A 24,188-nucleotide genomic window follows, 5' to 3' on the forward strand; every position below is an offset into this window, starting at 1 on the left:
GATACGGAAATGCATAAAAGGGCCATTCGATTGAGCGTGCGTCAACCTTGTTTCACCTGGGTGTTCTCGTTTTGCGCGGGACTTCTATCACCGACAGTGTTTGCTCAAGAATCCACCTGCGAGTTTCACGACATCCAGTCAACGCTCGAAGTGGTCAGTTGTCTCAACGAGGGCGCCGTGGAAGTCCTGAAGCTGGCGCCACGCAATCATCCAACTTATGAAAGTGATATCGACCGCCTCCCTACATTTATCGTGCGGGGTAATGACCTTGACGAGGTCAAGAAAACGGTGGGGATGAGTGCTTTGTCGTCGCCCTACAACTTGCTCGTCAAGTTGCCGGATGCTGAGGGAATCATGTATTTCGATCAGTTGCCCGAATCAGCCACTAAAAAACTGGCAATGCCAGGCTGGATACTGATTGATGCCCGAGATGTCGTGTATGGACGACAGGGTGGCGGGGAAGGTTTTGGACTTGTATGCAGTACCCACGAAAAAGCAAACGGCTCTGAATATGTAGTCGTCACGCAATGTAATGGCTTTTACGAAGAAGATATTGCCAGGTTGAAGAATTTACTCGGCGTGATCGAAGCTCACACCGTGCGATAGCGGTCACTGAACGCGACCAAACGTTTTGTCTTCGAGCGACTGACAACACTCATTTTCCTTTAAACTCCCCACCCCCAAAGGAATGCGCTCAGGACACGGAATGCCAGCCCCCTCTTTCTCCCTTCGCCGTGCGTTGGTGCTGTGGCTGTACGCCGCCGCGCTGGTGCATCTGCTCGCCGGTCTGACCCTGAGTTGGGCCGGTCATTCCGGTTTGCTTGACGGTTATTTGCACACCCTCGAACAGATTTTCTGGGGCGTCGACGCGGTGCCTGCCGCCGCCCGCGAACAGCAGGTCTGGTGGCTCGCGCTGTTTGGCGCGACGCTGCAAAGTTATTCGCTGTACATGCTCGCGCTGGTGCACATCGGCAATCGTCTGAAAGCGCCGATGGCCTGGGTCTGGTTGTTGGCCGGCATCCTGCTGTGGGCGCCGCAGGACATGCTGCTCTCGGCGCAAAAACAGGTCTGGTCGCATCTGTGGCTCGACGCTTTTGCGCTGCTCGTCCTGTTGCCACCGCTGATCTGGCTGTATCGCCATGACCGCCGAAATTCCCTTTCCGATACCGCAATGAGTGAGTCGGCCCATGCCTGATTTTTCGCTGCTGGATTGGGCGTTCACGTTGTTGATCGCGCAGGCTTGCCTCGGTGCGCTCGACACCCTGTATCACCACGAACTGACCGTGGCGCTGCCGTATCGCCACAGTGCGCGGCTGGAGTTGTCGATTCACGCGCTGCGTTCGTGTTTCTACGGCGTTCTGTTTCTCGGCATCGCGCACTTGCAGTTCGGCGGCGCGTGGGCGCTGGTGATTGCGTTGTTGTTCGCCCTGGAGATCGGCCTGACGTTGTGGAATTTCGTGGTCGAGGATCGCAGCCGCAAATTGCCGGCCATCGAGCGCATCATGCACACCGTGCTGGCGGTGAACGGCGGGGCGTTTTTTGCGTTGTACGGTGTGCAATTGGCGCAGTGGGCGAGTTTGCCGACCGGCCTGAGCGCTGTGGATTTCGGCTGGAAGGGCTGGGTGCTGACGCTGTTTGCCGTGGGCGTGACGGCGTCGGGGATTCGCGATGGTCTGGCGGCGTTGCGCATGCAGCGCGAGGGCAAGCCGTCCAACCCGTTTGCCGGCGGCGCTTTCAAGCGTGTGCTGGTGACTGGCGGCACCGGGTTTATCGGTGAGACGCTGGTCAATCAATTGCTCGACGCCGGCCACACCGTCAGCGTGCTGGCGCGGGATCCGTTGAAAGCCGCATACCTGTTCGACGGTCGTGCGCGCTGCGTGCGTTCGCTGAGCAAACTCGGCTACGAGGAAACCTTCGACGTGGTGATCAATCTCGCGGGCGCACCAGTCGCCGGGCCGCGCTGGAGCCCCAAGCGCCAAGCGCAACTGATCGCCAGTCGGGTCAACACCACCGAAGCGCTGATGACCTGGCTGAAGAATGCGCGGCACAAACCGGCGTTGTGGGTGCAAGCCTCGGCCATCGGTTTCTACGGCGTGCGCGATGCCAGCGAAAGTCTCGATGAACACGCCAGCAAGGGCGCCGGTTTCATGGCCGAACTCTGCGCGCGTTGGGAAGCCGCCGCGCAACCGGCCACTGAGTTTGGCGTGCGTCAGGTGGTGCTGCGTCTCGGTGTGGTGTTCGGTCCCGGCGGTGCGTTGACGCCGTTGCTGATGCCGTTCCGCTTGGGTTTCGGCGGGCGCATGGGTGACGGTCAGCAGATCATGAGCTGGGTGCATCGCGACGATGTGCTTCAGGTAATCGCCCGGGCCTTCGACGATGAAAGTCTGGTCGGCACTTACAACATGGTCGCGCCCGATACGGTCAGTCAGGCCGCGTTCGCCGCCCATGCCGGTAAAGTCCTCAAGCGTCCGGTGTGGTTCCACATTCCCGCCGCGCCCGTGCGCGCGCTGGCAGGGGAGATGGCGCAGTTGTTCTTCGACGGTCAGCGCGTGGTGCCGCAGCGTTTGACCGAGGCCGGCTACACATTCCGTTATCCAACCCTCGACGCCGCTCTGCGCGATCTGACCTGAGGATCGCCCATGAGCAAGCCGTTGATGTACCTGCTGGCCGGCAATGGCAGCGCCGCCGATTGGTGGGATGACGCGTTGCCGCACTTTCAGCGCTACGACGTGGTGCCGCTGGAATTGCCGGGCTTCGGCGCCAATCCGCAGCCACCCTGTGAGGATCTTGCCGACTACGCGCAGACCTTGCTGGCGATGACGCAGCAGGGCAGTGCGATCATGGCCGTCGGGGTCAACGCGTTGCTGGTGCTGCATGCGCTGCAACGTCGGCCCGGGCACTTTTCTCGCAGTGTGTTGCTGGCGCCGGTGGGCGCCTTTTTGTGGCAGCGCCGATTGCCGGCACTGATGTCACCGCTGCCGATCCGCAAGTCCATTCACTGGCTGCTGTCGAACAAACCCACGCTGTTCGCGCGCAAGTTCTCCAACCAGACCTGGACGCCCGCGCAGTATCAGCGCATGGGCGCCGGTTATGCGCGCTGCCGTGCGTTTGTGCCGCACTGGGATCTGATCCGTGCCGACACCGCGCTGCCCTTGCTGGAGTGGATCACCGACCCGGTCGAACTGGTCTGGGGCGATCAGGACAAGGTACTGGGCATCGAACAAGCGGCGGCATGGTCGGCGATTCTTGCGCGCGCAGATCTGACCATCAGCCTGAAACCCGGTTGGGGCCATTACCCGTGGATCGACGCACCCGCGCAGTTTGCGCAGTGGCTGGAGTCGGGCGAGCGCGGGTTTGTTGCGCACACCAAGGGCGGGCGTTTGCGCTTGGCTGAACTGGCCCGGCAACCGGTGCCGGCGGCGCTGACGCTCAGCGACTGCACCGATCCGCGTCTGCCGGCATTTCTCGCTGCTCAACCTGATGTGACCTGGGCGGTGCGCTCCTCCAGTTATGGCGAGGATCAGGCCGATTCGGCGAATGCCGGGTTGAGCACCACCTATCTGCGCGAGCCGACCGCCAACGTGCCTAAACGCATCGCCGAACTGACGGCCGAAGGCGTCGAGGAAGTGGTGGTGCAGCGCTTCGTCACCCCGGTAGTGTCCGGGATCGCCTTCGTGCGACATCTCTCGGTAGAGCTGGAGTGGGTTGAAGGCCATCTCGAATCGCTGGCCGACGGTCATGTCAGCCCTTCGCGGGCAACGCTTTCGCGGGTTGGCGATGCCTGGCGAAGCGGCGCGTTCACGCCATCCCACGGCTTGACCGAAGAGCGGCTATGGCAATTTCTGCAAGACGTGCTGCGGGTATTTCACTACGTACCAGGCGACGTCGAATGGGCCTGGGACGGCGGGCAACTGTGGCTGCTGCAATACCGACCGATCAGCGACTACGGCTGGCGCCGCCACCTCACCGCCGCCAACATCGCCGAGATCCTGCCGCCGCAACCGAGCGTCTTTGTGGAGTACGCCCAGCGCCGGGCAGCGGCAAGTATTCCGGCGATCATGGCGCGCTGGGATGCGCGGGTGTTGCAGGACAACGAGCCGTTCACCGCTGTGTTCGGTGGCGCGTCCTACATCAACAACGACCTGTTCCTCGCCCGACTCGCCGACTGGGGCATCAGCGCCAGCAACTACGCCGGTGAAGTCGGCGGCGCGACTCCACATCTGCCGTGGCAACCACTGAAAATGCTGCGTTCGTTGCCGCTGTTTTTGCGTATGCAACGCATTGCCCGTGGTCATCTGCTGACGCTTGAACGTGGCTTGCAGCGTTTCGATCAGGAGTTGACCGACCTCGTCGCCCAGGGTGCCGACGGCCAGCAACTGGCGGATTGGTTCACCCGGTTTTACGTGTTCGTGGTGCAAGGCAATCTGTGCATCGCCACGGCGCTGGCCAGCAGTGGCGGCGACTGGCTGGGCCGCCCGCCGACCGCTTACGACAACCTTGAGAACAGCCCGCATCGATTGCCGTGGGAGACCGATCCGGCCACCCCTCGGCCGACGGCGAGCGAGTTGCCGCTCCAGCCATTTCCGCAATGGTCAGGGCTGATCCGCCTCGCTCATTCCACCGGTCTGCCGGGCTTGCGCGGTTACTACCTGCAAGTGCGCGAGTGGTATCGCGACAACCTGATGCGCATTTTCTTCCGCCTGCATCACGCTATGCCGTTGGCGGATCGCGAGCACTGGTTCGCGCCACATCCCGACGTTCGAAGCCGCGACGGCAGCTTCTGGCAGGACGGTCGCGAAGGTGCGGAGCAGGCCACCGGGTTCATGATTTATCCGGGGCAGGTGCGGGGTGTTCTCGGGGAGGACATTTTGCTTGAAGACACCCTCGATCCGGGGCGTCACGCGCATTACCAAGCCGCGCGGGCGGTGATTGCGCGAATGGGTGGGCGGTTGTCCCATGGCTCGACGTTGCTGCGGGAGTTGCGCAAGCCGTCGGCAGTGATACCGCAGGTTGATCCGGCGTGGGTGGGGTGTGAGGTGGTGTATCGGGATGGGGAATTGGAATTGATCAGTTCGAAGGATGCGAAGTGAAGCGACTGCTTTTGTTAATGATGAGCTGGCTGCCAATGGCGGGCATGGCGACGGAACTGTGCAACGAGAGTAGCGATACCAAGAACTATCTCTCGCAATGGGTGGAAAGCGCAGATCGAAAAATTGACGTGCATTCGTCGTTCTACGACAACCGGTTTTCCTTGGAAGAGGGCAAGGTCGTTTACCAAGGCGACCTTAATGGTGACGGCCAGGACGACTTCATTTTTCTCTCGTATTCAAGCCACGGCTCGGCAGGCGACATGACGTATGCCTTCCTGATCCAGTGCCGTGGTTATTTGAAACACACGGGCGGCGATTACTTCGCCGGGGTCAAGGTTCTGGACGGCCCGCCCAAGAACGGCGGCGATGTCAAAGACATCGAGATCTACTCCTACATCCGGGATAAGCGTGACCAGATTCGCTACAAGGGCAAGGTAGCGATGACCCGGCCACACCTGTGGCAATTCAACCCGCAGACACAGCTTTATGAAGGGCAGTCTGAGTAAACCCTTGGTTCCTACTGCATTTACGGAGTTACTACGTGAAAGGATTTTCGGCTTTTCTCGGCAGCTTGATATTGGCTGTCACATCCATGGCATTCGCCGCCGACCCCGACTTCAAGGATTACACCGTCACCCCGGTATTCACCGGCCCCCATCATGAGCTGGTGCCGCAAGAAAACAGTAACCCGGTGATGGATCAGGCACGGGTGCAAGCCCTGAAAGGCAAGGTCAACTTCGCCGGCCATTACATCCTGCACAGGCTCGGCTGTGGCGGCAGCGCCATTTGCGGCGAAGTGCTGGACGCCCAGACCGGTGAAGTGGTTGGCGGTCTGCCGAATGCTTACGACGGCAGCACGTTCGGCATGGTTTACCACCCCGAGAGCCGCTTGATCATCGTGTCGGGCATCACGCTCGACGGCGAAGAAGACGCCCTAGGGAACACGTTGGAAAGCGGCAACCGGGATCGTTACTACGAGTTTGTTAACAATGAGTTTCGGCTGCTGAGCATGACCGACGTGGAATCGTCGCCGATGGATGAGGAGTGAGTGGATGAACTGTCTTCTCGCGAGCAGCCTTTCGCTGCTGCTCTTGCTTCCAGCATTTGCCGCTGCCACCAACAGTAACTTTGCAGAGGATCCGCCAATTGTCGGTATCGACTGGCACACGGTTACGTTTCGAGCGACAAAATGGACGATGCCCGGCGTTGAGTCGGCGACCGCATGGTTCACCGCAAACGGTAAAACCTTCCCGCTCTTCGGCGCCGACATTGGCGCCGATGGGCACTCCAATATGCTCAGTCCTGACAAGAAAACTCTGCTGCTCGATCCAGTGATCTTCGGCATGTTGTCGCTCGAAAACGGTGAGGAAAAACTGGAGTCGCAACAGCATTGCGTTGTGATCTCCATGGAGACCGGTTGCGTGCTGGCTGATCGTTGGGCCACTTATTGTGTCGGCCAGTGGGAGGGCAATCAGTGGGTTTCCGCAGACGGCGATGTGCTTACTCCTACTCTGGAGACGAAGTCCCCAAAGAACTTGCTGAAATATGTCTCAAGTATCGAGCCGGTGCAGTCTCGCGCAGAGTCCATCGAGTCGAGCCTGAACTTTCTAAGTCCAGAGTCCTACATGGCGTGTCATCCCCCGGCGCAAAATGTTCAAGCCTACAACGACCTCGGCTTTTATCTGGCCGAGGGCGGTAGAGATGAGCTGGCGCTGAAGTTTTATCGAGGCGTTGAGGCGGTCGGTGAACGCACAGTGCTGATGCTGAACATGGCGGATTCACTGTGGCGATTGAACAAGAAAGACGAAGCACAGCGCTATTACCGCGACTACGGCGAAGCGATGACTGCCGCTGGCAAGGCACAGAAAATTCCGCAACGAGTCGTTGAGCGATCAAAGCTTCAGGGAATGAAAAATTGAACAGGTTTGCCCGTTTTATCGTGTTGGCCCTTGGGCTGATGTCCGCTTCAATTGCGTTCGCTGAGGATACTTGCAAGGTCATTACCGTGAGTTGGCAATACCTTGAATGTGTTGAAGCCGACCGTAAAGCGGCCGACGCAAAACTGAATGCCAGCTACAAAAAACTCATGGCGCGCTTCGCTTCTCAGCGAGAGGCTGACCCTGCACAAGCTGAGGCGTTTATGGCAATCGCCAAAGATTCACAACGTGCCTGGCTCAAGTTGCGCGACACCACATGCTTGCTGGAGGCCACAGAAGTACAACCGGGCTCACAGGCGCAGTCCTTGATGATCAGTCTGTGTGTGGCACGGATAAGTCTGGAGCGTGCCGGTTATCTGGACGCGATCGCATCCGATCGACCGAGTGATGTGATCAATATCAGTCAAGTGTCTGAATCCGCCTCTCGACGCTTCGGCGATGTTGTGGCTCGCTACGTCAGTACCTTCGGCAATCCTTGCCTGACTGTTCAGATTCTCGCGCCTGACGGTAACTGGAGAGTGCTGTCGTCCAGGCAGTTTTGCACTTTCGATGGCAAGAGATTCTGGAGCGACTATGCCGACGCAGGTTTTGAGGATCATGCGTTTGCCGAGGATGGGTTACACGTAACGCTCAGCCTGACGGAGCTTCGTGCACCCGGAGAGAAGCGCCTCGACTGTGTAATTCCGATTCAGAACGCGCAAATCCAAGAGCTGAAATGCGGCGCACCTGAGTCGACATGACAATGAACTATGGAAGGAAAATGGAATTGGGCAGGTTTTCAGGTTTTCTCTGTGCCATTGGACTCATGGCCGGTTTGTCGGCTCAATTGGCATTGGCGGGCGATCCACAAACCATCGGTGAGTTGCATCCGCCGGTGGTGGCGTCTTTGGGCGGTCAACAGATCGCGGTGTTCTTTCTGAAGAACAACCTGAAAGAACAAGCGACCGGAGTTCACGTTCCCACCGCCGAGATTTTCTATTCAGCCTTGAACGCAACCAAACCCACGCTGAACTATGTGTGGAAGGTGGAAGGCGAGCAGATAGCCTCGGTGTTCTTCTTCGAGCACAAATCCCCCGCGCGCGCCGGAAAGTCGATGTTTGTTCTGACAAAGAACAAAATCTCGCACAGCCATTTCGAAGGTGATTCCTACTCGGTGCTGGAATTGCCGCTCTTCAAGGATGGTGATCAATTGTCTATGCAGTTCTTTCGAGGTGACCCGCCAGAACCCGAATTCCAGAACTGCCGAGACGGTCTGGATCTGGAGGACGACATAGAAGTCGAATGTGCTTACAAGGATGCGGCGAGCATTAAGCAGCGTCTGGCAGACTTGGATGCAAAGATGATTGCGGGTTTAAAACTGGATCAGGGCAGCCGTCAGGAGCCACTCAAAATCGAGGGTGATACGGCCAATGTCGCTTGCCCTTCGACCGACTTTTCAGCGTTCCTCGCAGCCTTCTCCGAGCGCGCCGATGTGCAGAAATCCTTCGTCCAACAGCCACTGAAAATGGTCACGACTGTGGCCGGCGATCCTGAGCCTGAGATGGAAAAGCGCAGCCTTAGTGGTGATGAACTCAAGTTTCCAATCATCTTGGATCAGGCCAAACGAGAAGTCCAAGGCCTGACATTGACCGTCAAGGAAGAGCGGGGAGATCACGCCGTCGCCATCTTGCAAAAGCCGGATACCGACTATGTCTTCGAGTATCGGTTTGTACGTGGGCAATGCTGGCGGTTGGAAGAAGTGATGGACTACTCGCTTTAAAACGCAGAGAACTGGGCACAAGAAAGAAGTCTGTTCAATCAGACCCGTAAATCATGAGCAGGGAAGTAAGTTGAAAAGATTAGGCTTGGTCGCGTTATTGCTGTGTTCTTTCTCTGTGGCAGCGGGGCCGATGTTTCCGTCCCTCAAGTCGTGCATGGACGCCGGCAGCGACTGCGCGTTCGCGTTGAAAGACAATTTTCTGGTGGACGCACAATCCGGGCAACGTCTCTCCGAGGAGGGAGAGTCGGCCGGAGCGATGAGTAGTTTCTGGTTGTATCGAGATGGTGACCGCTACATCCTGGAGAACGAAAATTACTCCCGGGCGAAGTCGCGTCGTTGGCTGGTGTTTACCTATCACAGCGGCAAGGTCGTACTCGACGGCGCCTATATCTTCTCGATAGACATTAATCCGGAGACCGGTCCCTACTGGCATGGCTACGACTGTCGAGGTGATGCCAAGACGTTCGCAGTGCCAACGAAAGAGCCATTCAGTGATGTGGCTTTGGAGGCGCTGTGCGGGGAGGCCGAAGGCTGGGTTGTCTCGGGTCGGGACACCGAAGTGCCGGTATCTGCCAAGGGGCTGGCCGTCAGTGTTCCCGTTTACCACGCCCGCAACCGGGATGGTTCAGCGACGTACCTGTTTACTGAAAGCGATGTTCCGGACCTTTCGAAACTGGTGTGTTTGTCCAATTGCGCCGATGTCACTCAAACACCGGAGCGTGTCTCGCGAGAAACAGCGCCATTGAAGGGCGGGCAGGACGAGACGTTGTGTTCGGATGACGAATCCATTTACTTCAGTTGCCCGTTGCAGGGCGGCAAGACGGTTTCCATTTGTGCGCAAGGAAACAACAAGCCCACGGCCGGTTCTGTTCAGTACCGTTATGGCGTACCGGGAAAAATAGAAATGGTCTATCCGAAGACTGCCTCGCCGCCCAAGGGCAAATTCTTCGTCGTGGATGCGTCGGAAGGCAGCGTGAACCTGAACATCATCAAGTTCAAAAGCGGTGCTTATACCTACCTCGTTAATCAGGCGTTTGTGAGTTATCTCTCAGTACTCAAGGACGACAAGGTTGTGTTCCGACAGTCTTGTAATGCTGGTGGTGATGCATACATCCACCGCGCAGCGATTTTCGGATTGGAGGCACGTCCAAAAAGTGCAGAGGACTTTCGCTAACCGTTGTTGAGGATCAGGAAAGGGGACTTAACGTCCCCTTTTTTCATCCGCAAATTTCGCTACGACTTGGCTGCGCCGCTCCGCACTCCGACGTGGTCGAGCGTCCCTTCCGAAGTCAGTCTCATCCCGTCCTGCCGATGAGCGATTGCGTAAGTGGCTGAGGTTAGAGGGCCGCGAATTGCTCGGGCCAGATAATCAATGTCAGGGTATTTCTGTTGATATTCACAAGCTTTCAAATGCCGATATTCTCATGACCTTTAAAGTTGCCAGTGATTGTCCATGTCCAGAAATCGAGGGAACGGGTATCGCTACCAGATCTGGCGATCTGAAGCGCGTAAGGCAGCGGAAGATCTGGCGCGCGGGAACCAGAACCTAATAATCAGAGGTATTGATACAACGCAAATTCGATATGAGCCCATTACTCCCGTTGCCATCGAAGCCGCCGATCTTTGGGGAGATGAGGTTACCTTGTACCCGTGGCACGATGTGCATCAATGGAAGCAAACAGACACCCGTGGTTTTGACGTCTCGATTTGGTTCGACCAAGAATTGTGTGGGCTGTGTTATGCGTCGCCTCGCAAGAGCAAGCTGTGCATCAAGATTGTGATTCTGGAGGGTAAGCCGGATAGATCTCATCCGTTGCGGGGCGCAGTGGCCGCTTTGGCATTAACCGCGATTGAAAACTACGCGATCTTAATAGGCTGTACGGAAATTGAAGTTCAAGAACCAGCAGCCGGTGCTATACCGATGTATGAGAGTCTAGGGTTTGCCTTTGATCCGACGGGCCGGCTTGTTATTGGGGTTGAGCAGTAATACCATCCAGTCAAATTTAGAGACCCGAGAGGTTTCCATGAAAAAGTCCAAACATGAACCCAAGCCTATGATGGCTGCCCGGTTCCAGGCTGAAGCTCGTGAAGCTTTGGCCAAGCGTTCCGGTAAGCGCAGCCGCTTTCTGGATGTTGCTCTGTCCAACGGCTGTGATTTCGAGCCTGTCGGTCGACTGGCCGGTTGAAGGTTTTGGATTCTCAAAAAAGCTGCCCTGATTGGCAGCTTTTTTGTGTCTGGATTTTTGCAGGCAATTGCAGAAAGGGGACTTAACGTCCCCTTTCTGCATCCGCAAATCGCTTCACGGCTTGGTCGGCGTACTGCGCACTTCAATGTGGTCGAGCATGCCTTCGACCATCAATCTCACGCCGTCCGACATTCTGCTCAGTGCCAGCGCGACTGAGCGGCGTGAGCCTTCGAGGTCGTCGGCCAGGTCGGCGGAAATGACGCTGATGGACAGAAGGTCTTCGGAGGCGTTGGCCATGAGGGCTTCGGCGTCGGTTCCGGGGGAGAGGCTGAAGAGGCCGCCCTGGCGTTTTGGTCGTGGTTCGACGGCGGGTTTGAAATGGTGATCGAGGGCGCGCTCGGCGGCTTCGTGGAATTTCTTTGAGCTGGGGGATTCGTAGGGAGAGGTTTCTGGGTTTTCTGGGGGGTTGGGTGTTGGTTTGATCATGGTGCAGCTTCCTGGAGTTGTGAGGCCGACACCAATTCGCTTTGCACTTCGAATAGGTGGCAGCTGTGCGTTGGTGTGCAAGACCGGTCCAGGAACCCGGCAGACCCGAAGGTCTCCGACGCACAGCCGCCATAACGACTCGCGAGCATAGGAAAACACTCGGCGAAATGCCACCAGCGATTGTGCACCTGAACCGGACTTGCACGTCCGAGTCACCGATTTTGCGGCGACACACAGAGCCTATCGATAGCCAGTCAACTCGCCTAGTTCATGAACACCCCGGCGCTTTGCAGGAAATTTCCCATAGGTTTGCGGGGTGGAAGATCAAAAGATCGCAGCCTTCGGCGGCTCCTACAGAAATGTGTGTCGGCAGGTGTAGGACCGAGGTTATTAGCCGACCTTAAATATATAGATATCCCGGATGCCCCAACCCCAGTAGCAATCGCGTAGCTTCTGCCTTACTTCTTGTGCGACCACGGCGTTGGTGGCACCAGCCTGCCAGCTATACCGACCCTCGTTAACATCAAGAAATTGATAGATCCCAGCTCCAGTACGCACCATGGCGACAGTGTGCCCCCAGTTCTGTGCGGTGGCGGGTTGGTTGGCATCGGAGCCAAACATAACGATGACCGCGCCGCTGCCCGCAGCTAATGCAAGGTGAGGGGCCATTTGAATGAGGCTATGAACGTGATGGGCATGAAACGGCCGTCCTTGGCGTCGCGCCGGGTCTTCGATAAATCTTTGGGTGGGGGATGCGGCAATCTGCAGATACTGGGCATATTGGGCACCACCCCAATTGCCTCTGAGTGCATATTCCCATCTGAGGGCATAGGCCCTTTGGTGAGACACCCCACGCAAATACGCAGTCTCGATATCCCAAGGTTGATTTTGCAATGTGGTAAGAACCCACTCAGTCGACATGGCATGACAGACGCCACCCAGACTTTGAAGATCTATGACATTGGTGTTGAGCCACGTTCCTTGATCAAGCGGAATGTCCAAATTCATCGAATCTTCCTTTTTCGATTGGTTGGAAAACTGGGGGGATGACCCAAACGGCACGATTGTGGGTATAGCACACAAAACCAGCGCAGGTAGTTGCCTGGCGAGATGGCGTGACTTGGCAGTCATCATGCGAGAAAAGCGCGGCATCGTCTTCTAACCATGGGCGATAGTGGCGAATCTTTCCGAATCCCTTAAACTGCGCCGGCCGTTCATTTTCCTTTTGAGGCTGTGCGCATGAAATTTCGTTTTCTTCTGTGGATGCTGGGTCTGTTGATGGGTAAGGCCAGTCGGACAAATCCTGCGTTCCAGCAGCAGTTGGGTGACAAGGCATTGGTGTTTCAGCTACAGACCCTGGACGGGAAAGTGGCGCGGCATTTCGTGGTGAAGGATCAGCGGATCACCAGCAAGTCCGGCACGTATGCCGAGCCTGCGTTTGCGATTGCCTTCAAAGATGCGGCGTATGGCTTTGCCACGATGCAGGCGAAGAACAAGCAATTTGCGTTCATGCAGGGGATTCAGGACAAGTCGATCCAGATCAAAGGCAACCCGGCGCTGGTGATGTGGTTCCAGGGGTTGACCAAGTATTTGAAGCCGAGAAAGGCCAAGCCGAAGGCTTGATTGTTGGCGCGAGGGGAGCTTTGCGGTTCTCAGCCTTGGCCTCTGGCGTGGGTGTTTTGGCTTTCAAAGACAGTCGAACTGTCATTTCTATCAGGTGTGGACGCGCCATTGGCAGTGTTCTACTCAAGTTAGAGTCTCGTAGCGCGGGACTTCCCGAAACTTGCTGGAGCACCCACATGGCTCAATCCACATGTACCACCCAGGCAGGCACGCTCGATCCCTCCTTTGCCAATGACGGCGTGCTCAATTGGGGCTTCCCCGAATTTTCTGCTAAGGCCCCGCAAGCGGTCATTTCGTTGCCTGACGGCAAGTTGTTTGCAGTGAGTCGCTCGTCCGGGAGGCCTGCCAGTTTTGTGGTAGTTCGGTTGACCGCCACCGGGGAGCTTGATTCAGGGACGGGGTTTGGTCAAAACCAGCAAGGTTTTACCGAGATATCTCTTCCCGGTACGCACGTTAACTTCATTTACGGCATTAGTCTGTTAGCGGATTACGGGGTGCTGATTACTTGTCAGTACCAGAGCGAAGAGAGTCTCGCAGATGCAGTCGTTCGCCTGCTAAAGGATGGTCGTCTTGACGAACGCTTTGGTGAGGGCGGAGTTGTTTTTTTCGATCCTCTGAGTGGCGGAACTCCTGAGCAAGTGCTTGGAATCCAAGCGAGAATCGCCGAACGAAGAGCCGCAGGCGATGGCCTCAAAGAGCTCAGATTCAGTAGTCCATCTCCAACTACGGCAGTTGAGCAAACGGATGGCAAGATCGTCTTGATGACCTCGGCGGCTGATTATTCTGTCGGTGAACTCAAGGGCTTGGTCGTTCGGTTAAATCCGGATGGCACGTTCGATAAGTCGTTTAACGGAACCGGTAGTGCTTTCGTCCAACTAGAAGGGGTCATCGAAAATTACGGTAGAGGCTTGGCCGCCCAGCTAGATGGCCAACTAGTCGTATTTGGTGAATATCGTACTTATGGCGATCCCGGCTGGTACGTCACACGCTTTAACGCTGATGGAAAACAAGACGTGCAGTTTTCGACCTTGATGTTGCCAAATCCGGGATATCTCTTGTCGATTTACAGCATTGCGGTAAGGGAGAAAGATGGCTTGATCGCCCTCGTCGGCGGGCTATTTGAAACTGTTCATACAGGCGTGGGAGCAATTTTGGTATTGAACCGTGACGGTGCATACAACTTGGTGTTTAACCAAGGGAAGCCCTTGTATTCCAAATTGATGGACATGGGCCAGCAGTGGAGCCGTTGTGCGTTTGGCTCAGAGGGGGGCGGTCGTTTGATTCTGTCGGGAACCGGGGGTAGCGAATTTGTGACCGATCACACATTTTCGATCTGTGCGCGTTACTTACTGACTGGGGAACTGGATCTGACATTCAACAAACAAGGTTGGGTGGTGTTCGATGATCGGGACGGATTGGAAGTGGCCAGAGATATGGCAATCACCGCAGACGGTCGGATTGTTGTATGCGGTGAAGTGGTATCCAGACAGGGTTCAACCCAAGGTGGTTGGATAACTCGATATCTGGGGTGAAGGGTCGGCAGTCAGGTCAAGTTGCATTCATCGCGGGCAAGCCCGCTCCCACAGGGATCGCGTAGATCTTGTGGGAGTGGGCTTGCCCGCGATGCGTTTCAGGCCTGGCTGAACTGCGAGGCCAGTTCGCGCAGCAGGACTTCGGCCTCAAGCACTTTGCTGACGACGTCGTTGGCTTTGTCGCGGGTCAGGCCGACGCGTTCGAGCAGGGCGTCGGGGATGTCTTCATCCGGGCCGGAACCGATGCCACGGCTGCGGAGCAGGCGCACGGCCAGGCACACGAGGTTCGGATATTCAGCGTAGGCGCCGTCGTAGCTTGGGTCGTGCTGGAAGCGCAGGGCGGTGGCCAGTTCGTCTGGCATGTCCCAGTAGCGCATCAGCCACGAGCCGATCTGTTCGCGGCTGATGCCCAGCAGGTGTTGCTCGACATAGCTGTGGCACAGGTGCGGGTTGACCTCCAGGTGGCGGCAGATCAGCGAGAAGTGCGGCGGGAATACGTGGGCCAGCAGCAGGTAACCGAAGTTGTGCAGCAGACCGGCCAGATACGTCAGACCGGCTTCCGGGCGCTGGGCGCGCGGCATGGCGCGGGTCAGGCCTTCGATGACGGCGGCGGTGTAGATCGACTGCTGCCAGTACGGCGTGGTGTGCTGCGGGTGGTCTTTGGGCAGGCTCAGGGTCTTGCCGAGGGCCAGGCCCAGCGCGAGGTTGATCACCAGGTCGAAGCCGAGCACACGGACGATCGCGTCTTCCACCGAACGAATCTTGCCCGGCGAAGCGTAGTACGGTGACGCTGCCCAGCTCACCACTTGCGCGGCCAGCGCCGGGTCGGTTTCGACCACGCCGGTGATGTCGTCGATGGTGGCGTTGGGGTCGACGCGCAGTTTGATTATTTTCTGTGCTGTTTCGGCCAGCGGCGGAATCTCGATGGTCGCTTCCAGACGTTGCTGGATGCGCCGCGCGGTGAACGCCTGCACGGCCTGGGTAATTTCCTCGCGGTCATCGTCCGGGCGGTCGAGGTTCGGGCGGATGCTGCTCAGGGCTTCGCCGAAGTTGGCGGCGCTGGCCTTGGTCAGCATGGTCTTGAAGGCTTCGCTGGTGATTTCCAGCAGCAGGCCCGGCTCGCCGGAGTTGATCAGCAGCTTTGGCTCACGCAGCAGGCTTTCTTCGTAGAGGCACGGTGAACTGGTCAGCGCCGGCAGGCCCGGCAGCAGGCTTAGGCTGTGCTTGCCGAGCATCTTTTCCAGGCGCTCGGTGGACACGGCGGTCAGGCGCCGGCCCGTCAGTTCGGCGAGGCGATTGAGGTCCAGCAATTGGCTCTGCGGAAACAGCACCATCAGCGCGCCGACGGCGTCGTCCAGCAACACGGCTTGTACCTTGCGCGATGCATTGAGGCCGTGGTGGTCGAGCACTTCTTCGTAGGCGATGCCCAGCTTGCCTAGCAGCAGCCGAATGACAGACGGCGCGTGCGGGGATTCGGGGGCGAGAGCGGCTTCGGTCATGATCTGTATCCGTTTTTGAAACAATGGCAGGAGTATAACCAGCTTGGTCAGAACGATCTGTCAGAAACTGCGACGGTGCTCACACTTGGCCGTATTGCTGCCCATGACGCAGCCAACGGTCGAGCAAGGGGCTGACGTGGGTCGGCCAGCGTTCCAGCAAGGCTTGTGCGGCGTCGCGCACGGCGGGCAGCAGGTCGGCGTCGCGCATCAGGTCGGCGACCTTGAATTGCAGCAGGCCGGTTTGGCGGGTGCCGAGCATTTCGCCGGGGCCGCGCAGTTCGAGGTCTTTTTCGGCGATGACGAAACCGTCGTTGGTCTCGCGCATGATGCCCAGTCGCTGGCGACCGATCTGTGACAGCGGCGGATGGTAGAGCAGCACGCAATGGCTGGCCGCGCTGCCACGACCGACGCGGCCGCGCAGTTGGTGCAACTGCGCGAGGCCGAGGCGTTCGGGGTTTTCGATGATCATCAGGCTGGCGTTGGGCACGTCGACGCCGACTTCGATCACCGTGGTGGCGACCAGCAGTTGCAGGTTGCCGGCCTTGAATTCAGCCATGACGGCGGCTTTCTCGGCGGGTTTCATACGCCCGTGAATCAGCCCGACTTTCAACTCGCCGAGGGCGAGGGTGAGGTCTTCAAACGTGGTTTCGGCAGCCTGACAGGTCAGCTCTTCGGACTCTTCGATCAGCGTACACACCCAATAGGCCTGACGTCCTTCGGCGCAAGCACCGCGCACCCGTTCGATGACTTCGACGCGGCGCGTATCAGTCACCAGCACGGTGTTGACCGGGGTGCGGCCGGGCGGCAGTTCGTCGAGGATCGAGGTGTCGAGGTCGGCGTAAGCGCTCATCGCCAGCGTGCGTGGAATCGGTGTGGCGGTCATGATCAGTTGATGCGGGCACATGCGCCCGCCGACGCCTTTTTGCCGCAGTGCCAGCCGTTGCTGCACGCCGAAACGGTGTTGTTCGTCGATGATCACCAGCGCGAGGTTCTTGAACTGCACTTCGTCCTGGAACAGCGCGTGAGTGCCGACCACCATCGGCGTGCCGCTGGCGATCTGCTCCAGCGCGGCGACGCGGTTCTTGCCCTTGAGCTTGCCGGCCAGCCAAGCGACTTCAATGCCCAGCGGTTCGAGCCAGCGCTTGAAGGTGATGAAGTGTTGTTCGGCGAGGATTTCGGTGGGCGCCATCAGGGCGACTTGAAAACCGGCCTCCAGCGCTTGCAGCGCGGCGAGGGCAGCGACCACGGTTTTACCCGCGCCAACGTCGCCCTGAATCAGCCGCAGCATCGGTTCGTGCTGACTGAGGTCGTAGGCGATTTCGTTGCCCACCCGTTGCTGGGCGCCGGTCGGGCTGAAACCGAGGTTGGCCAGGTATTTGGGCGGCAGTTTTGTGGCTTTGGGCATCGCCGGCGCACGCAGGGAGCGCATGCTCTCGCGCAGACGCTGCTGAGACAGTTGATGGGTCAGCAGTTCTTCGAAGGCCAGACGATGCTGGGCCCAGTGATGACCGAGGGCGAGTTCATCGACGTCGGCATCAGCCGGTGGGTTGTGCAGGTAGCGGATCGCATCGGCCAACGGTGCCAGTTGATAGTCGCGAGCGAGTTCGGTCGGCAGCCAGTCGGGCAGGGTGCTGGGCTTGAGCAGGGTCAGGGTCTGCATGCACAACTGGCGCAGGCGCGCTTGGGTCAGGCCTTCGGTGAGCGGATACACCGGGGTCAGGGTTTCATCCACCGGCGGCGGCTCGTCGCCAGTGATGGCGCGGTATTCGGGGTGGTAGATTTCCAGCCCCGAGGCGCCGGGCCGGGCTTCGCCGTAGCAGCGAATCCGCGTGCCGCGCTTGAGGCCTTCTTTTTGCGCGTTGCTGAAATGGTAGAAGCGCAGGCTGAGGCCGCCGGTGCCGTCCTGCAAGCGCACGACGAGGCTGCGGCGCCGGCCCATGACCACATCGGCGCCGCTGACGGTGCCTTCGACCACGGCGTCCTGTCCCGGCCGCAAGTGGCCGATCGGCACCACGCGGGTGCGATCCTGATAGCGCAACGGCAGGTGGAACAGCACGTCCTGGAGGTTCTCCAGACCGACCTTGGCCAGTTTCTCGGCCATGGCTTCGCCGACACCCTTGAGTGCCGTCACCGACACTTGCGACAGCTCCGTCATGACGCTCGCTTAACCGGCTGTAACCGGTGCCGCTGGCTTGGCCACCGAGCACAGGCGAATGGAGTCGGCGAGGATCTCGATGGCTTTCGGGCGCGGGAAGCTCGCGCGCCAGGCAATCGCTACGGTGCGGAAGGGCACCGGCGGCGACAGCGGTCGCACTTCGATCACGCCCGGGGCGTAGTGGTGGCTGTCGACTGCCGACAGCGGCAGGATCGAGATGCCCAGCCCCGACGCGACCATGTGGCGAATGGTTTCCAGCGAGCTGGATTCGACCGTGGTGTGCTTGGCGCCATCGTTGCCCTTGGTCAGGGTCGGGCAGGCTTCGAGGACTTGATCACGGAAGCAGTGGCCTTCGCCGAGCAGCAGCAGGCTCTTGTCGTTGAGCAGGCCGGCGTCGATGGTTTCTTTTTGCGTCCACGGGTGCTGTGCCGGCATCAGGACGTAGAACGGCTCGTCGTAGAGTTGCAGGGTCAGCACGTCGGCTTCGTTGAACGGCAGGGCGATGATGATCGCGTCGAGCTCGCCGTTGCGCAGTTTGTCGCGCAGCACGTGGGTGAAGTTTTCTTCGATGTACAACGGCATCTGCGGGGCGACCCGGTGCAGTTGTGGAATCAGGTGTGGGAACAGGTACGGGCCGACGGTGTAGATCGCGCCGACTTTGAGTGGGGCGGTCAGCTGGTTTTTGCCGGCCTGGGCCAGTTCGCGAATGCCTTGGGCCTGCTCAAGCACTTTCTGCGCCTGGGCGACGATGCCTTCGCCGACCGGGGTCAGGCGCACGGCGCTTTTGCTGCGCTCGAAAATCAGCACACCGAGTTCGTCTTCAAGCTTTTTCACGCCCACCGAAAGGGTCGGCTGGCTGACGTGGCAACGCTCGGCCGCGTGGCCGAAGTGCTGCTCTTGGGCGAGGGTAACGATGTAGCGTAATTCTGTGAGGGTCATAGCAAGCGTCCATGAAGATGCGGGCCAAGCATACCGGCTGCGATCGATAGACGCACGTTATCAGACTGAGGGCGGCGTGCGACACCAGGCAATGTGGGGTTTGCCGCTGGCAGATAGGCAAAAGGCACCTTTCGGTGCCTTTATTTCGGATCCAGGGGGCGACGCATAACCCTTGTGGGAGCGGGCTTGCTCGCGAATACGGTGTGTCAGATAGATTTATATCGACTGACACGACGCCTTCGCGAGCAAGCCCGCTCCCACACTGGATCAGCGGCGTTTCTCAAGTGAGTAAACAAACGGCGCAACAATTTCGATCGAGCCATTGTTCAACATGTCGGCCGGTGGCTTGGGCAGCGGTTGGGCGCGGCGGATCATTTCCAGGGTGGCCCGGTCCAGATCGGCGTTGCCGGAACGGCCCACCAGTTCGAACGACAGCACGTTGCCTTCGCCATCGACCACAAAACGCAGACGGTTAGTCCCGGTCTTGTTGCGTGCCCGGGCGCTGTCCGGGTACTTCTTGTACTTGGACAAATGCGCGAGCAGAGAGCTTTGCCAACTGGCCTTGGCGGCCATTTGGGCGGGCGACGGGCCCGGTGCAGGTTGGGCGGTTTTCTCCGTCGGTGCGGGGGGCGGTGGCGTGTCGGCCGGTTTTTCCTCGGAAGGCTTTTCCTTGGGTGGATCGGGCAGCTTCTTCTCGACCGGTTTCGGCGGTTTCGGCTTTGGTTTCGGTTTGGGCTTTTGCACCGCAATTTCGGCTTTTGGCGCTTCAGCCAGTTTCGGAATCGGCAACTCTTCAACCGGAGCCGGTGGCTGCGGCGGTGTGACGACTTTCGGCGGAGCCGGCGGTGGCGGGGCTGGGACCGGTGCCAGCTCGACCATCATTGCCTGCGGTGGCAATTCGATGGGCGGGCGGGCAGTCCAGTTCAGTGCCAGCGCGATGGCCAGCGCATGAACGCCCAGCACCACGGCGAGGCTGGCGCCGTAACGCGTCAGTTTATGGCGCGTCGTGATCATTTCTTGACTGCGCTCTCGAGGCCGACCAGACCCACTTTCAGGTAACCGGCGGCGCGCAGGTTGTCCATCACGCTCATCAGGTCGCCGTAATCCACGCCTTTGTCAGCCTGGAAGAAAATGGTGGTGTCTTTTTTGCCTTTGGTCCGGGCGTCGAGGGTGGCGCCGAGGGCTTCGGGCGTCACTTCGTCCTCGCCGAGGAACAGGCGCTGGTCAGCTTTTACACTGAGGAACACCGGTTTCTCTGGCCGCGGCGCCGGTTTGGCGGTCGAGGCAGGCAGGTCGACTTTGATGTCCACGGTGGCTAACGGCGCGGCCACCATGAAGATGATCAACAGCACCAGCATCACGTCGATGAACGGCGTGACGTTGATTTCGTGGTTCTCGGCCAGATCGTCGTCTGCGCCTTCTTTCAAATGCAGGCCCATGGCCGATTACCCCACTTTCACCATGTGCGGTTGCGAGCTGCGCTCAGGCTGGTGATCGAGGTCACGGCTGACCAGCAGCAGCACCTGTGCCGACGCATCGGACACCTGCGCCTTGTAACCGGCGATGGATCGGGCGAACACGTTATAGATGACGACCGCTGGAATCGCGGCAACCAGACCGAGCGCGGTAGCCAGCAGTGCTTCAGCGATACCGGGTGCCACGACGGCGAGGTTGGTGGTTTGGGTTTTGGCGATGCCGATGAAGCTGTTCATGATGCCCCACACGGTGCCGAACAGGCCGACAAACGGCGCGGTGGAACCGATGGTGGCCAGCACGCCGGTGCCGCTGCTCATGTTGCGACCGCAGGCAGCTACCAGGCGCTCGAGACGGAAGCTGACGCGTTCCTTGATGCCTTCTTTCTCGCGGCTGTTGGTCGACAGGCGCATCTCTTCAAGGGCGTCGTGAACCAGCAGATTGGCGAGGGTGCCTTCCTTCGCCGCAGTGGTGCTGGCTTCTTTAAGGGTGGCGGATTTTTTCAGTTGAGCGATTTCACCACGCAGACGACGCTTGGCACCCATCAGCTCAAAGCCTTTGGCGATCCAGATGGTCCAGGTAATGATCGAAGCAATGGCCAGACCGATCATCACGATTTTCACGATAATGTCGGCGTTCTGGTACATGCCCCATGGCGACAGGTCGTGGGCCATGCCCAGGGAGTTGTCGGCTTCCAGTTGTTGCGGGTCGACCTGCTTTGCCAGTTCACCGAACTTGGCCAGGGACGCTTGTACTTCTGGCGGCAGTGAAGAGGTGTCGACGCTGCCGTCTGGATTTCTCGGCACGTCCTGTGGAGTGGTGGCGGCCGATTGGTTGGCAGCGGGGGCAGTGGCGTCAGCAAAGGCTGCAACTGGCGCCAGCATCAGACTGAGCAGCAGAGCTGCAACCGCACTCCAGGCGCGAGGTCGTGTGGTTGGCGAAGCGGGGATTTGATTACGTGTCATGCTGGCCGGACCTGAGATAGAAAAACGTTGTTGCTCTTTCAGGCCTCGTGAGGCCGAGAACAAAAGTGGCGTGCATTATTGCAATTAATTCTTGTTAACAAAAGTAATAGAGTATCTTTTTTTCCTTGATTGCTAGCCGCTTGTCTCGTGCCAAGGCTAGTCTGTCCCTTTCCGATGGGAGTTTTTTGATGTCCGCGCCTTCTGTTTTGATTGCCGGTTGTGGTGATGTCGGCAGTCGTCTTGCCACGCAACTGTTGACCGCTGGGTGGGAGGTTCATGGCCTGCGCCGTGATGTCTCGCGTTTGCCGGACGGTGTCATCGGTGTTGCCGGCGACTTGTTCAATGAAGACTGCCCGGCGACCTGGCCAGTGGGCGCTGTGGATTACCTGGTGTATTGCGCAGCGGCGACCGATCACGACGAGGCCGGCTATCGCGCGGCTTATGTGCAGGGTTTGCAGAACGTGCTGAGCTGGCTGGACGACTATGGGCAGGTGCCTGATCGACTGATCTTTGTGTCCAGCAGCAGCGTTTATGGGCAGCTGGACGGAGAGTGGGTGGATGAGACTTCCGAGACCGTCGCCACTGGTTATTCAGGTCGATTGATGCTGGAGGCGGAGCAGGTAGCGCTCAACAGTGGCATCCCGGCGAGCGTCTTGCGGCTGACCGGCATCTATGGTCCGGGCCGTGAATGGCTGCTGACCCAAGTGCGGCGCGGTTATCGTGTGGCCGTCGAGCCGCCGCTGTACGGCAATCGCATTCATGCCGATGATGCGGCGGGATTGTTGGCGTTTTTGCTGGAGGCGGATCGCCGCGGTGTGGCGCTGGATCCGTTTTACATCGGTGTCGATGATGCGCCGGCGCCGCTGGCCGAAGTGGTAGGTTGGTTGCGCGAGTATCTCGGTGTGACCGAGTGGGCGGAGGACGCCAGCGTGCGGCGTACCGGCAGCAAGCGTTGCAGCAATGCCCGGGCGAAAGCGTTGGGTTGGACGCCAAAGTATTCAACTTATCGCGAAGGCTACGCAGCGATCCTCGAGGGAAAATGCTGACTCTCAGGCACCCCTGAAAACAACTGTGGGAGCGGGCTTGCTCGCGAAGAGGGAGTGTCAGGCAACTTTAATGTCGACTGATCCGCCGCTTTCGCGAGCAAGCCCGCTCCCGCAGGTTTATGTGCTGTTCTCAGCGCGTGCTTACTGCTTCTCGAGCAACCACTTGCGCTCGCCCGGCGTGTACTGCGGCATTTCATCCGCCAGTGCCGTGTTCACCGCCTGGAAGATCTCCAGTTCCTTGCCCTTGCGCGCAAAGATATAGGCATTGCCCTGACCGTTGAGCTGCAGCCACATGTTGTCATTGGTGCTGCTCATCGACGCGCAGTCACCTGCCAGGCACAAGGCGTAGCGGTCGGCGCCAGGCAGGCCCGAGACCTGACCGTCAGCCTGGAATTGCACTGTGCTGCCTTCGCCCTGGCCACTGACGATTGTCCAGTTGCCGCCCATGTAGGCGGAATACAGCGCGCGTTCGAAGCTGGCACCGATCGGCGCGCCTTCCGGCACGGGAATCTGCGCACGGTCGAAAACCTGTTCCGGTTCGTTTTCGCTCGCGGCCTGTTCCAGTTGGCTGCCGTCGCGCTTCAGCTCGCTGGCGGAGCTGCCATAGAAGTCGACTTTCCAGGCGCCGGACTGTTCGCCCAGCAGCCGTCCTTCGACATTCTCAAAACCGTTGGTGTAGCGGGCCTGACCGGCCTTGGTGTTGACGTCCCACTCCAGGTTCGGGCCGTAAGCCTGAAGCGCCTCGCGCAGGGGGGCGCCCTTGGCTGCGGCATCGATCGCCACCTGGTTGATCCAGGTGCCGCTGATGTCACGGTCGGCAGGGTTGCTGGCGCAGCCGCCGAGGAAAATGGCGAGCAGCGGGAAAGCTAGCGCTTTGCGCATGGTGGAATCCTTTCAAAACCTTTTCTTGCTGGGCAGTCGGCGCGGCGTTTGAAGGCCGCGCCGTGCGCATCACTCGATGACCAGAATGGCATCCATTTCAACCTGCGAGCCTTTCGGCAGGGCAGCAACGCCGATGGCGGCGCGGGCCGGGTATGGCTGGTCGAAGTACTTGCCCATGATCTCGTTGACCTTGGCGAAGTGGCTCAGGTCGGTGAGGAAGATGTTCAGTTTGACGATGTCCTTGAACGAACCGCCGGCGGCTTCGGCAACGGCTTTGAGGTTCTCGAACACCTGAACGGTCTGGGCTTCGAAGCCTTCAACCAGTTCCATGGTTTTTGGGTCCAGAGGAATCTGGCCCGACATGTAGACCGTGTTGCCAGCCTTGATCGCCTGGGAGTAAGTGCCGATGGCGGCCGGGGCCTTGTCGCTGGTGATAACAGTCTTGGTCATGTATGACTCCTTGTAATGGTTGAGTTATGCACGCATGCGGGTGATGCGGATCACCCCGGTCAAGGCGCGCAGTTTCTTGATCACGCGGGCCAGGTGCACACGGTCGTGGACGCTGACCACCAACTGGACGACGCTGATGCGACCATCGCGTTCGTCCATGCTGATT

At 58.9% G+C, this 24,188-nt stretch carries 26 protein-coding genes; 15 read left to right on the forward strand and 11 right to left on the reverse strand.

Features of this window, described 5'->3' with window-relative positions; all coding sequences use genetic code 11:
* The first annotated feature begins 30 nt into the window (after positions 1-30).
* From ACIOU6_RS19330 to ACIOU6_RS19385, 12 genes are all read left to right on the forward strand, one after another.
* On the forward strand, positions 31-606 hold the full coding sequence (locus tag ACIOU6_RS19330) for a hypothetical protein (RefSeq protein WP_401138640.1): 576 nt from the start codon (positions 31-33) through the stop codon (positions 604-606).
* 100 nt (positions 607-706) lie between these two features.
* Positions 707-1,195 (forward strand): cell division protein, encoded by a 489-nt coding sequence (locus ACIOU6_RS19335; protein ID WP_339496167.1) that lies wholly within the window; start codon positions 707-709, stop codon positions 1,193-1,195.
* Positions 1,188-2,630, forward strand: a complete 1,443-nt coding sequence (locus ACIOU6_RS19340; protein ID WP_401138641.1) for a TIGR01777 family oxidoreductase — start codon at positions 1,188-1,190, stop codon at positions 2,628-2,630. Before ACIOU6_RS19335 ends, ACIOU6_RS19340 begins: the two co-directional genes overlap by 8 nt.
* A gap of 9 nt (positions 2,631-2,639) precedes the next feature.
* On the forward strand, positions 2,640-5,090 hold the full coding sequence (locus ACIOU6_RS19345) for an alpha/beta hydrolase (protein WP_401138642.1): 2,451 nt from the start codon (positions 2,640-2,642) through the stop codon (positions 5,088-5,090).
* Positions 5,087-5,596, forward strand: a complete 510-nt coding sequence (locus ACIOU6_RS19350) for a hypothetical protein (protein ID WP_401138643.1) — start codon at positions 5,087-5,089, stop codon at positions 5,594-5,596. The genes ACIOU6_RS19345 and ACIOU6_RS19350 overlap by 4 nt, the downstream gene beginning before the upstream one ends.
* Before the next feature lie 86 nt (positions 5,597-5,682).
* Entirely contained in the window at positions 5,683-6,138 is a 456-nt protein-coding gene (locus ACIOU6_RS19355) for a hypothetical protein (protein ID WP_401138654.1), read from the forward strand.
* A 4-nt stretch (positions 6,139-6,142) separates the two neighbouring features.
* A complete protein-coding gene (locus ACIOU6_RS19360) occupies positions 6,143-7,009 on the forward strand; it encodes a type IV pilus biogenesis/stability protein PilW (RefSeq protein WP_401138644.1) in 867 nt (288 codons plus the stop codon).
* Positions 7,006-7,767: a lysozyme inhibitor LprI family protein gene (locus tag ACIOU6_RS19365; RefSeq protein ID WP_401138645.1), complete on the forward strand. Its 762-nt coding sequence runs from the start codon at positions 7,006-7,008 to the stop codon at positions 7,765-7,767. Before ACIOU6_RS19360 ends, ACIOU6_RS19365 begins: the two co-directional genes overlap by 4 nt.
* Complete coding sequence (locus ACIOU6_RS19370) at positions 7,764-8,786, forward strand: hypothetical protein (RefSeq protein WP_401138646.1); 1,023 nt, start codon at positions 7,764-7,766, stop codon at positions 8,784-8,786. Before ACIOU6_RS19365 ends, ACIOU6_RS19370 begins: the two co-directional genes overlap by 4 nt.
* Before the next feature lie 154 nt (positions 8,787-8,940).
* Positions 8,941-9,960 carry a hypothetical protein gene (locus ACIOU6_RS19375; protein WP_339466454.1) on the forward strand — a complete coding sequence of 340 codons (1,020 nt, stop codon included), beginning with the start codon at positions 8,941-8,943 and terminating at the stop codon, positions 9,958-9,960.
* A 279-nt stretch (positions 9,961-10,239) separates the two neighbouring features.
* Positions 10,240-10,773 (forward strand): N-acetyltransferase, encoded by a 534-nt coding sequence (locus tag ACIOU6_RS19380; RefSeq protein WP_339466455.1) that lies wholly within the window; start codon positions 10,240-10,242, stop codon positions 10,771-10,773.
* A gap of 37 nt (positions 10,774-10,810) precedes the next feature.
* Positions 10,811-10,972, forward strand: a complete 162-nt coding sequence (locus ACIOU6_RS19385) for a hypothetical protein (protein WP_221730912.1) — start codon at positions 10,811-10,813, stop codon at positions 10,970-10,972.
* Positions 10,973-11,086: 114 nt separating this feature from the next.
* Here the strand turns inward: ACIOU6_RS19385 and ACIOU6_RS19390 are convergent, their stop codons facing one another.
* Both ACIOU6_RS19390 and ACIOU6_RS19395 read right to left on the reverse strand, forming a co-directional pair.
* Positions 11,087-11,458, reverse strand: a complete 372-nt coding sequence (locus ACIOU6_RS19390) for a DUF6124 family protein (protein WP_401138647.1) — start codon at positions 11,456-11,458, stop codon at positions 11,087-11,089.
* 390 nt (positions 11,459-11,848) lie between these two features.
* The gene (locus ACIOU6_RS19395; protein WP_401138648.1) at positions 11,849-12,466 is read right to left on the reverse strand and encodes a hypothetical protein; all 618 of its coding nucleotides are present in this window, start codon (positions 12,464-12,466) and stop codon (positions 11,849-11,851) included.
* A gap of 231 nt (positions 12,467-12,697) precedes the next feature.
* On the opposite strand from ACIOU6_RS19395, the gene ACIOU6_RS19400 reads away from it, so the two are divergent.
* Both ACIOU6_RS19400 and ACIOU6_RS19405 read left to right on the forward strand, forming a co-directional pair.
* Positions 12,698-13,081 (forward strand): SCP2 sterol-binding domain-containing protein, encoded by a 384-nt coding sequence (locus ACIOU6_RS19400; RefSeq protein ID WP_401138649.1) that lies wholly within the window; start codon positions 12,698-12,700, stop codon positions 13,079-13,081.
* Between the two features lie 176 nt (positions 13,082-13,257).
* Entirely contained in the window at positions 13,258-14,613 is a 1,356-nt protein-coding gene (locus tag ACIOU6_RS19405) for a hypothetical protein (protein ID WP_401138650.1), read from the forward strand.
* 98 nt (positions 14,614-14,711) lie between these two features.
* Here ACIOU6_RS19405 and ACIOU6_RS19410 read toward each other — a convergent pair whose 3' ends face one another.
* The 6 genes from ACIOU6_RS19410 to exbB form a co-directional block, all read right to left on the reverse strand.
* Entirely contained in the window at positions 14,712-16,112 is a 1,401-nt protein-coding gene (locus tag ACIOU6_RS19410; protein ID WP_221730907.1) for an aminoacyl-tRNA deacylase and HDOD domain-containing protein, read from the reverse strand.
* 79 nt (positions 16,113-16,191) lie between these two features.
* On the reverse strand, positions 16,192-18,267 hold the full coding sequence (recG, locus tag ACIOU6_RS19415) for an ATP-dependent DNA helicase RecG (protein ID WP_221730906.1): 2,076 nt from the start codon (positions 18,265-18,267) through the stop codon (positions 16,192-16,194).
* Between the two features lie 9 nt (positions 18,268-18,276).
* Entirely contained in the window at positions 18,277-19,206 is a 930-nt protein-coding gene (locus ACIOU6_RS19420; protein ID WP_201229284.1) for a hydrogen peroxide-inducible genes activator, read from the reverse strand.
* A 267-nt stretch (positions 19,207-19,473) separates the two neighbouring features.
* The gene (locus ACIOU6_RS19425; RefSeq protein ID WP_221730905.1) at positions 19,474-20,220 is read right to left on the reverse strand and encodes an energy transducer TonB; all 747 of its coding nucleotides are present in this window, start codon (positions 20,218-20,220) and stop codon (positions 19,474-19,476) included.
* Complete coding sequence (gene exbD / locus ACIOU6_RS19430) at positions 20,217-20,645, reverse strand: TonB system transport protein ExbD (protein WP_221730904.1); 429 nt, start codon at positions 20,643-20,645, stop codon at positions 20,217-20,219. The genes ACIOU6_RS19425 and exbD overlap by 4 nt, the downstream gene beginning before the upstream one ends.
* A 6-nt stretch (positions 20,646-20,651) precedes the next feature.
* Positions 20,652-21,644, reverse strand: a complete 993-nt coding sequence (gene exbB, locus ACIOU6_RS19435; protein ID WP_221730903.1) for a tonB-system energizer ExbB — start codon at positions 21,642-21,644, stop codon at positions 20,652-20,654.
* A 188-nt stretch (positions 21,645-21,832) separates the two neighbouring features.
* On the opposite strand from exbB, the gene ACIOU6_RS19440 reads away from it, so the two are divergent.
* Positions 21,833-22,690, forward strand: coding sequence for an SDR family oxidoreductase (locus ACIOU6_RS19440; RefSeq protein ID WP_401138651.1), 858 nt, complete (start codon positions 21,833-21,835; stop codon positions 22,688-22,690).
* A gap of 141 nt (positions 22,691-22,831) precedes the next feature.
* Here the strand turns inward: ACIOU6_RS19440 and ACIOU6_RS19445 are convergent, their stop codons facing one another.
* The 3 genes from ACIOU6_RS19445 to ACIOU6_RS19455 form a co-directional block, all read right to left on the reverse strand.
* Positions 22,832-23,572: a hypothetical protein gene (locus ACIOU6_RS19445; RefSeq protein ID WP_401138652.1), complete on the reverse strand. Its 741-nt coding sequence runs from the start codon at positions 23,570-23,572 to the stop codon at positions 22,832-22,834.
* Positions 23,573-23,641: 69 nt separating this feature from the next.
* Entirely contained in the window at positions 23,642-24,022 is a 381-nt protein-coding gene (locus ACIOU6_RS19450) for a RidA family protein (RefSeq protein ID WP_003229509.1), read from the reverse strand.
* A 24-nt stretch (positions 24,023-24,046) separates the two neighbouring features.
* On the reverse strand, positions 24,047-24,188 hold a 142-nt coding region (locus tag ACIOU6_RS19455; RefSeq protein ID WP_401138655.1), incomplete at its 5' end, for an ACT domain-containing protein.

It is taken from the genome of Pseudomonas sp. NPDC087615, assembly GCF_044743445.1.
In the GTDB taxonomy this organism is placed as follows: domain Bacteria; phylum Pseudomonadota; class Gammaproteobacteria; order Pseudomonadales; family Pseudomonadaceae; genus Aquipseudomonas; species Aquipseudomonas baetica_A.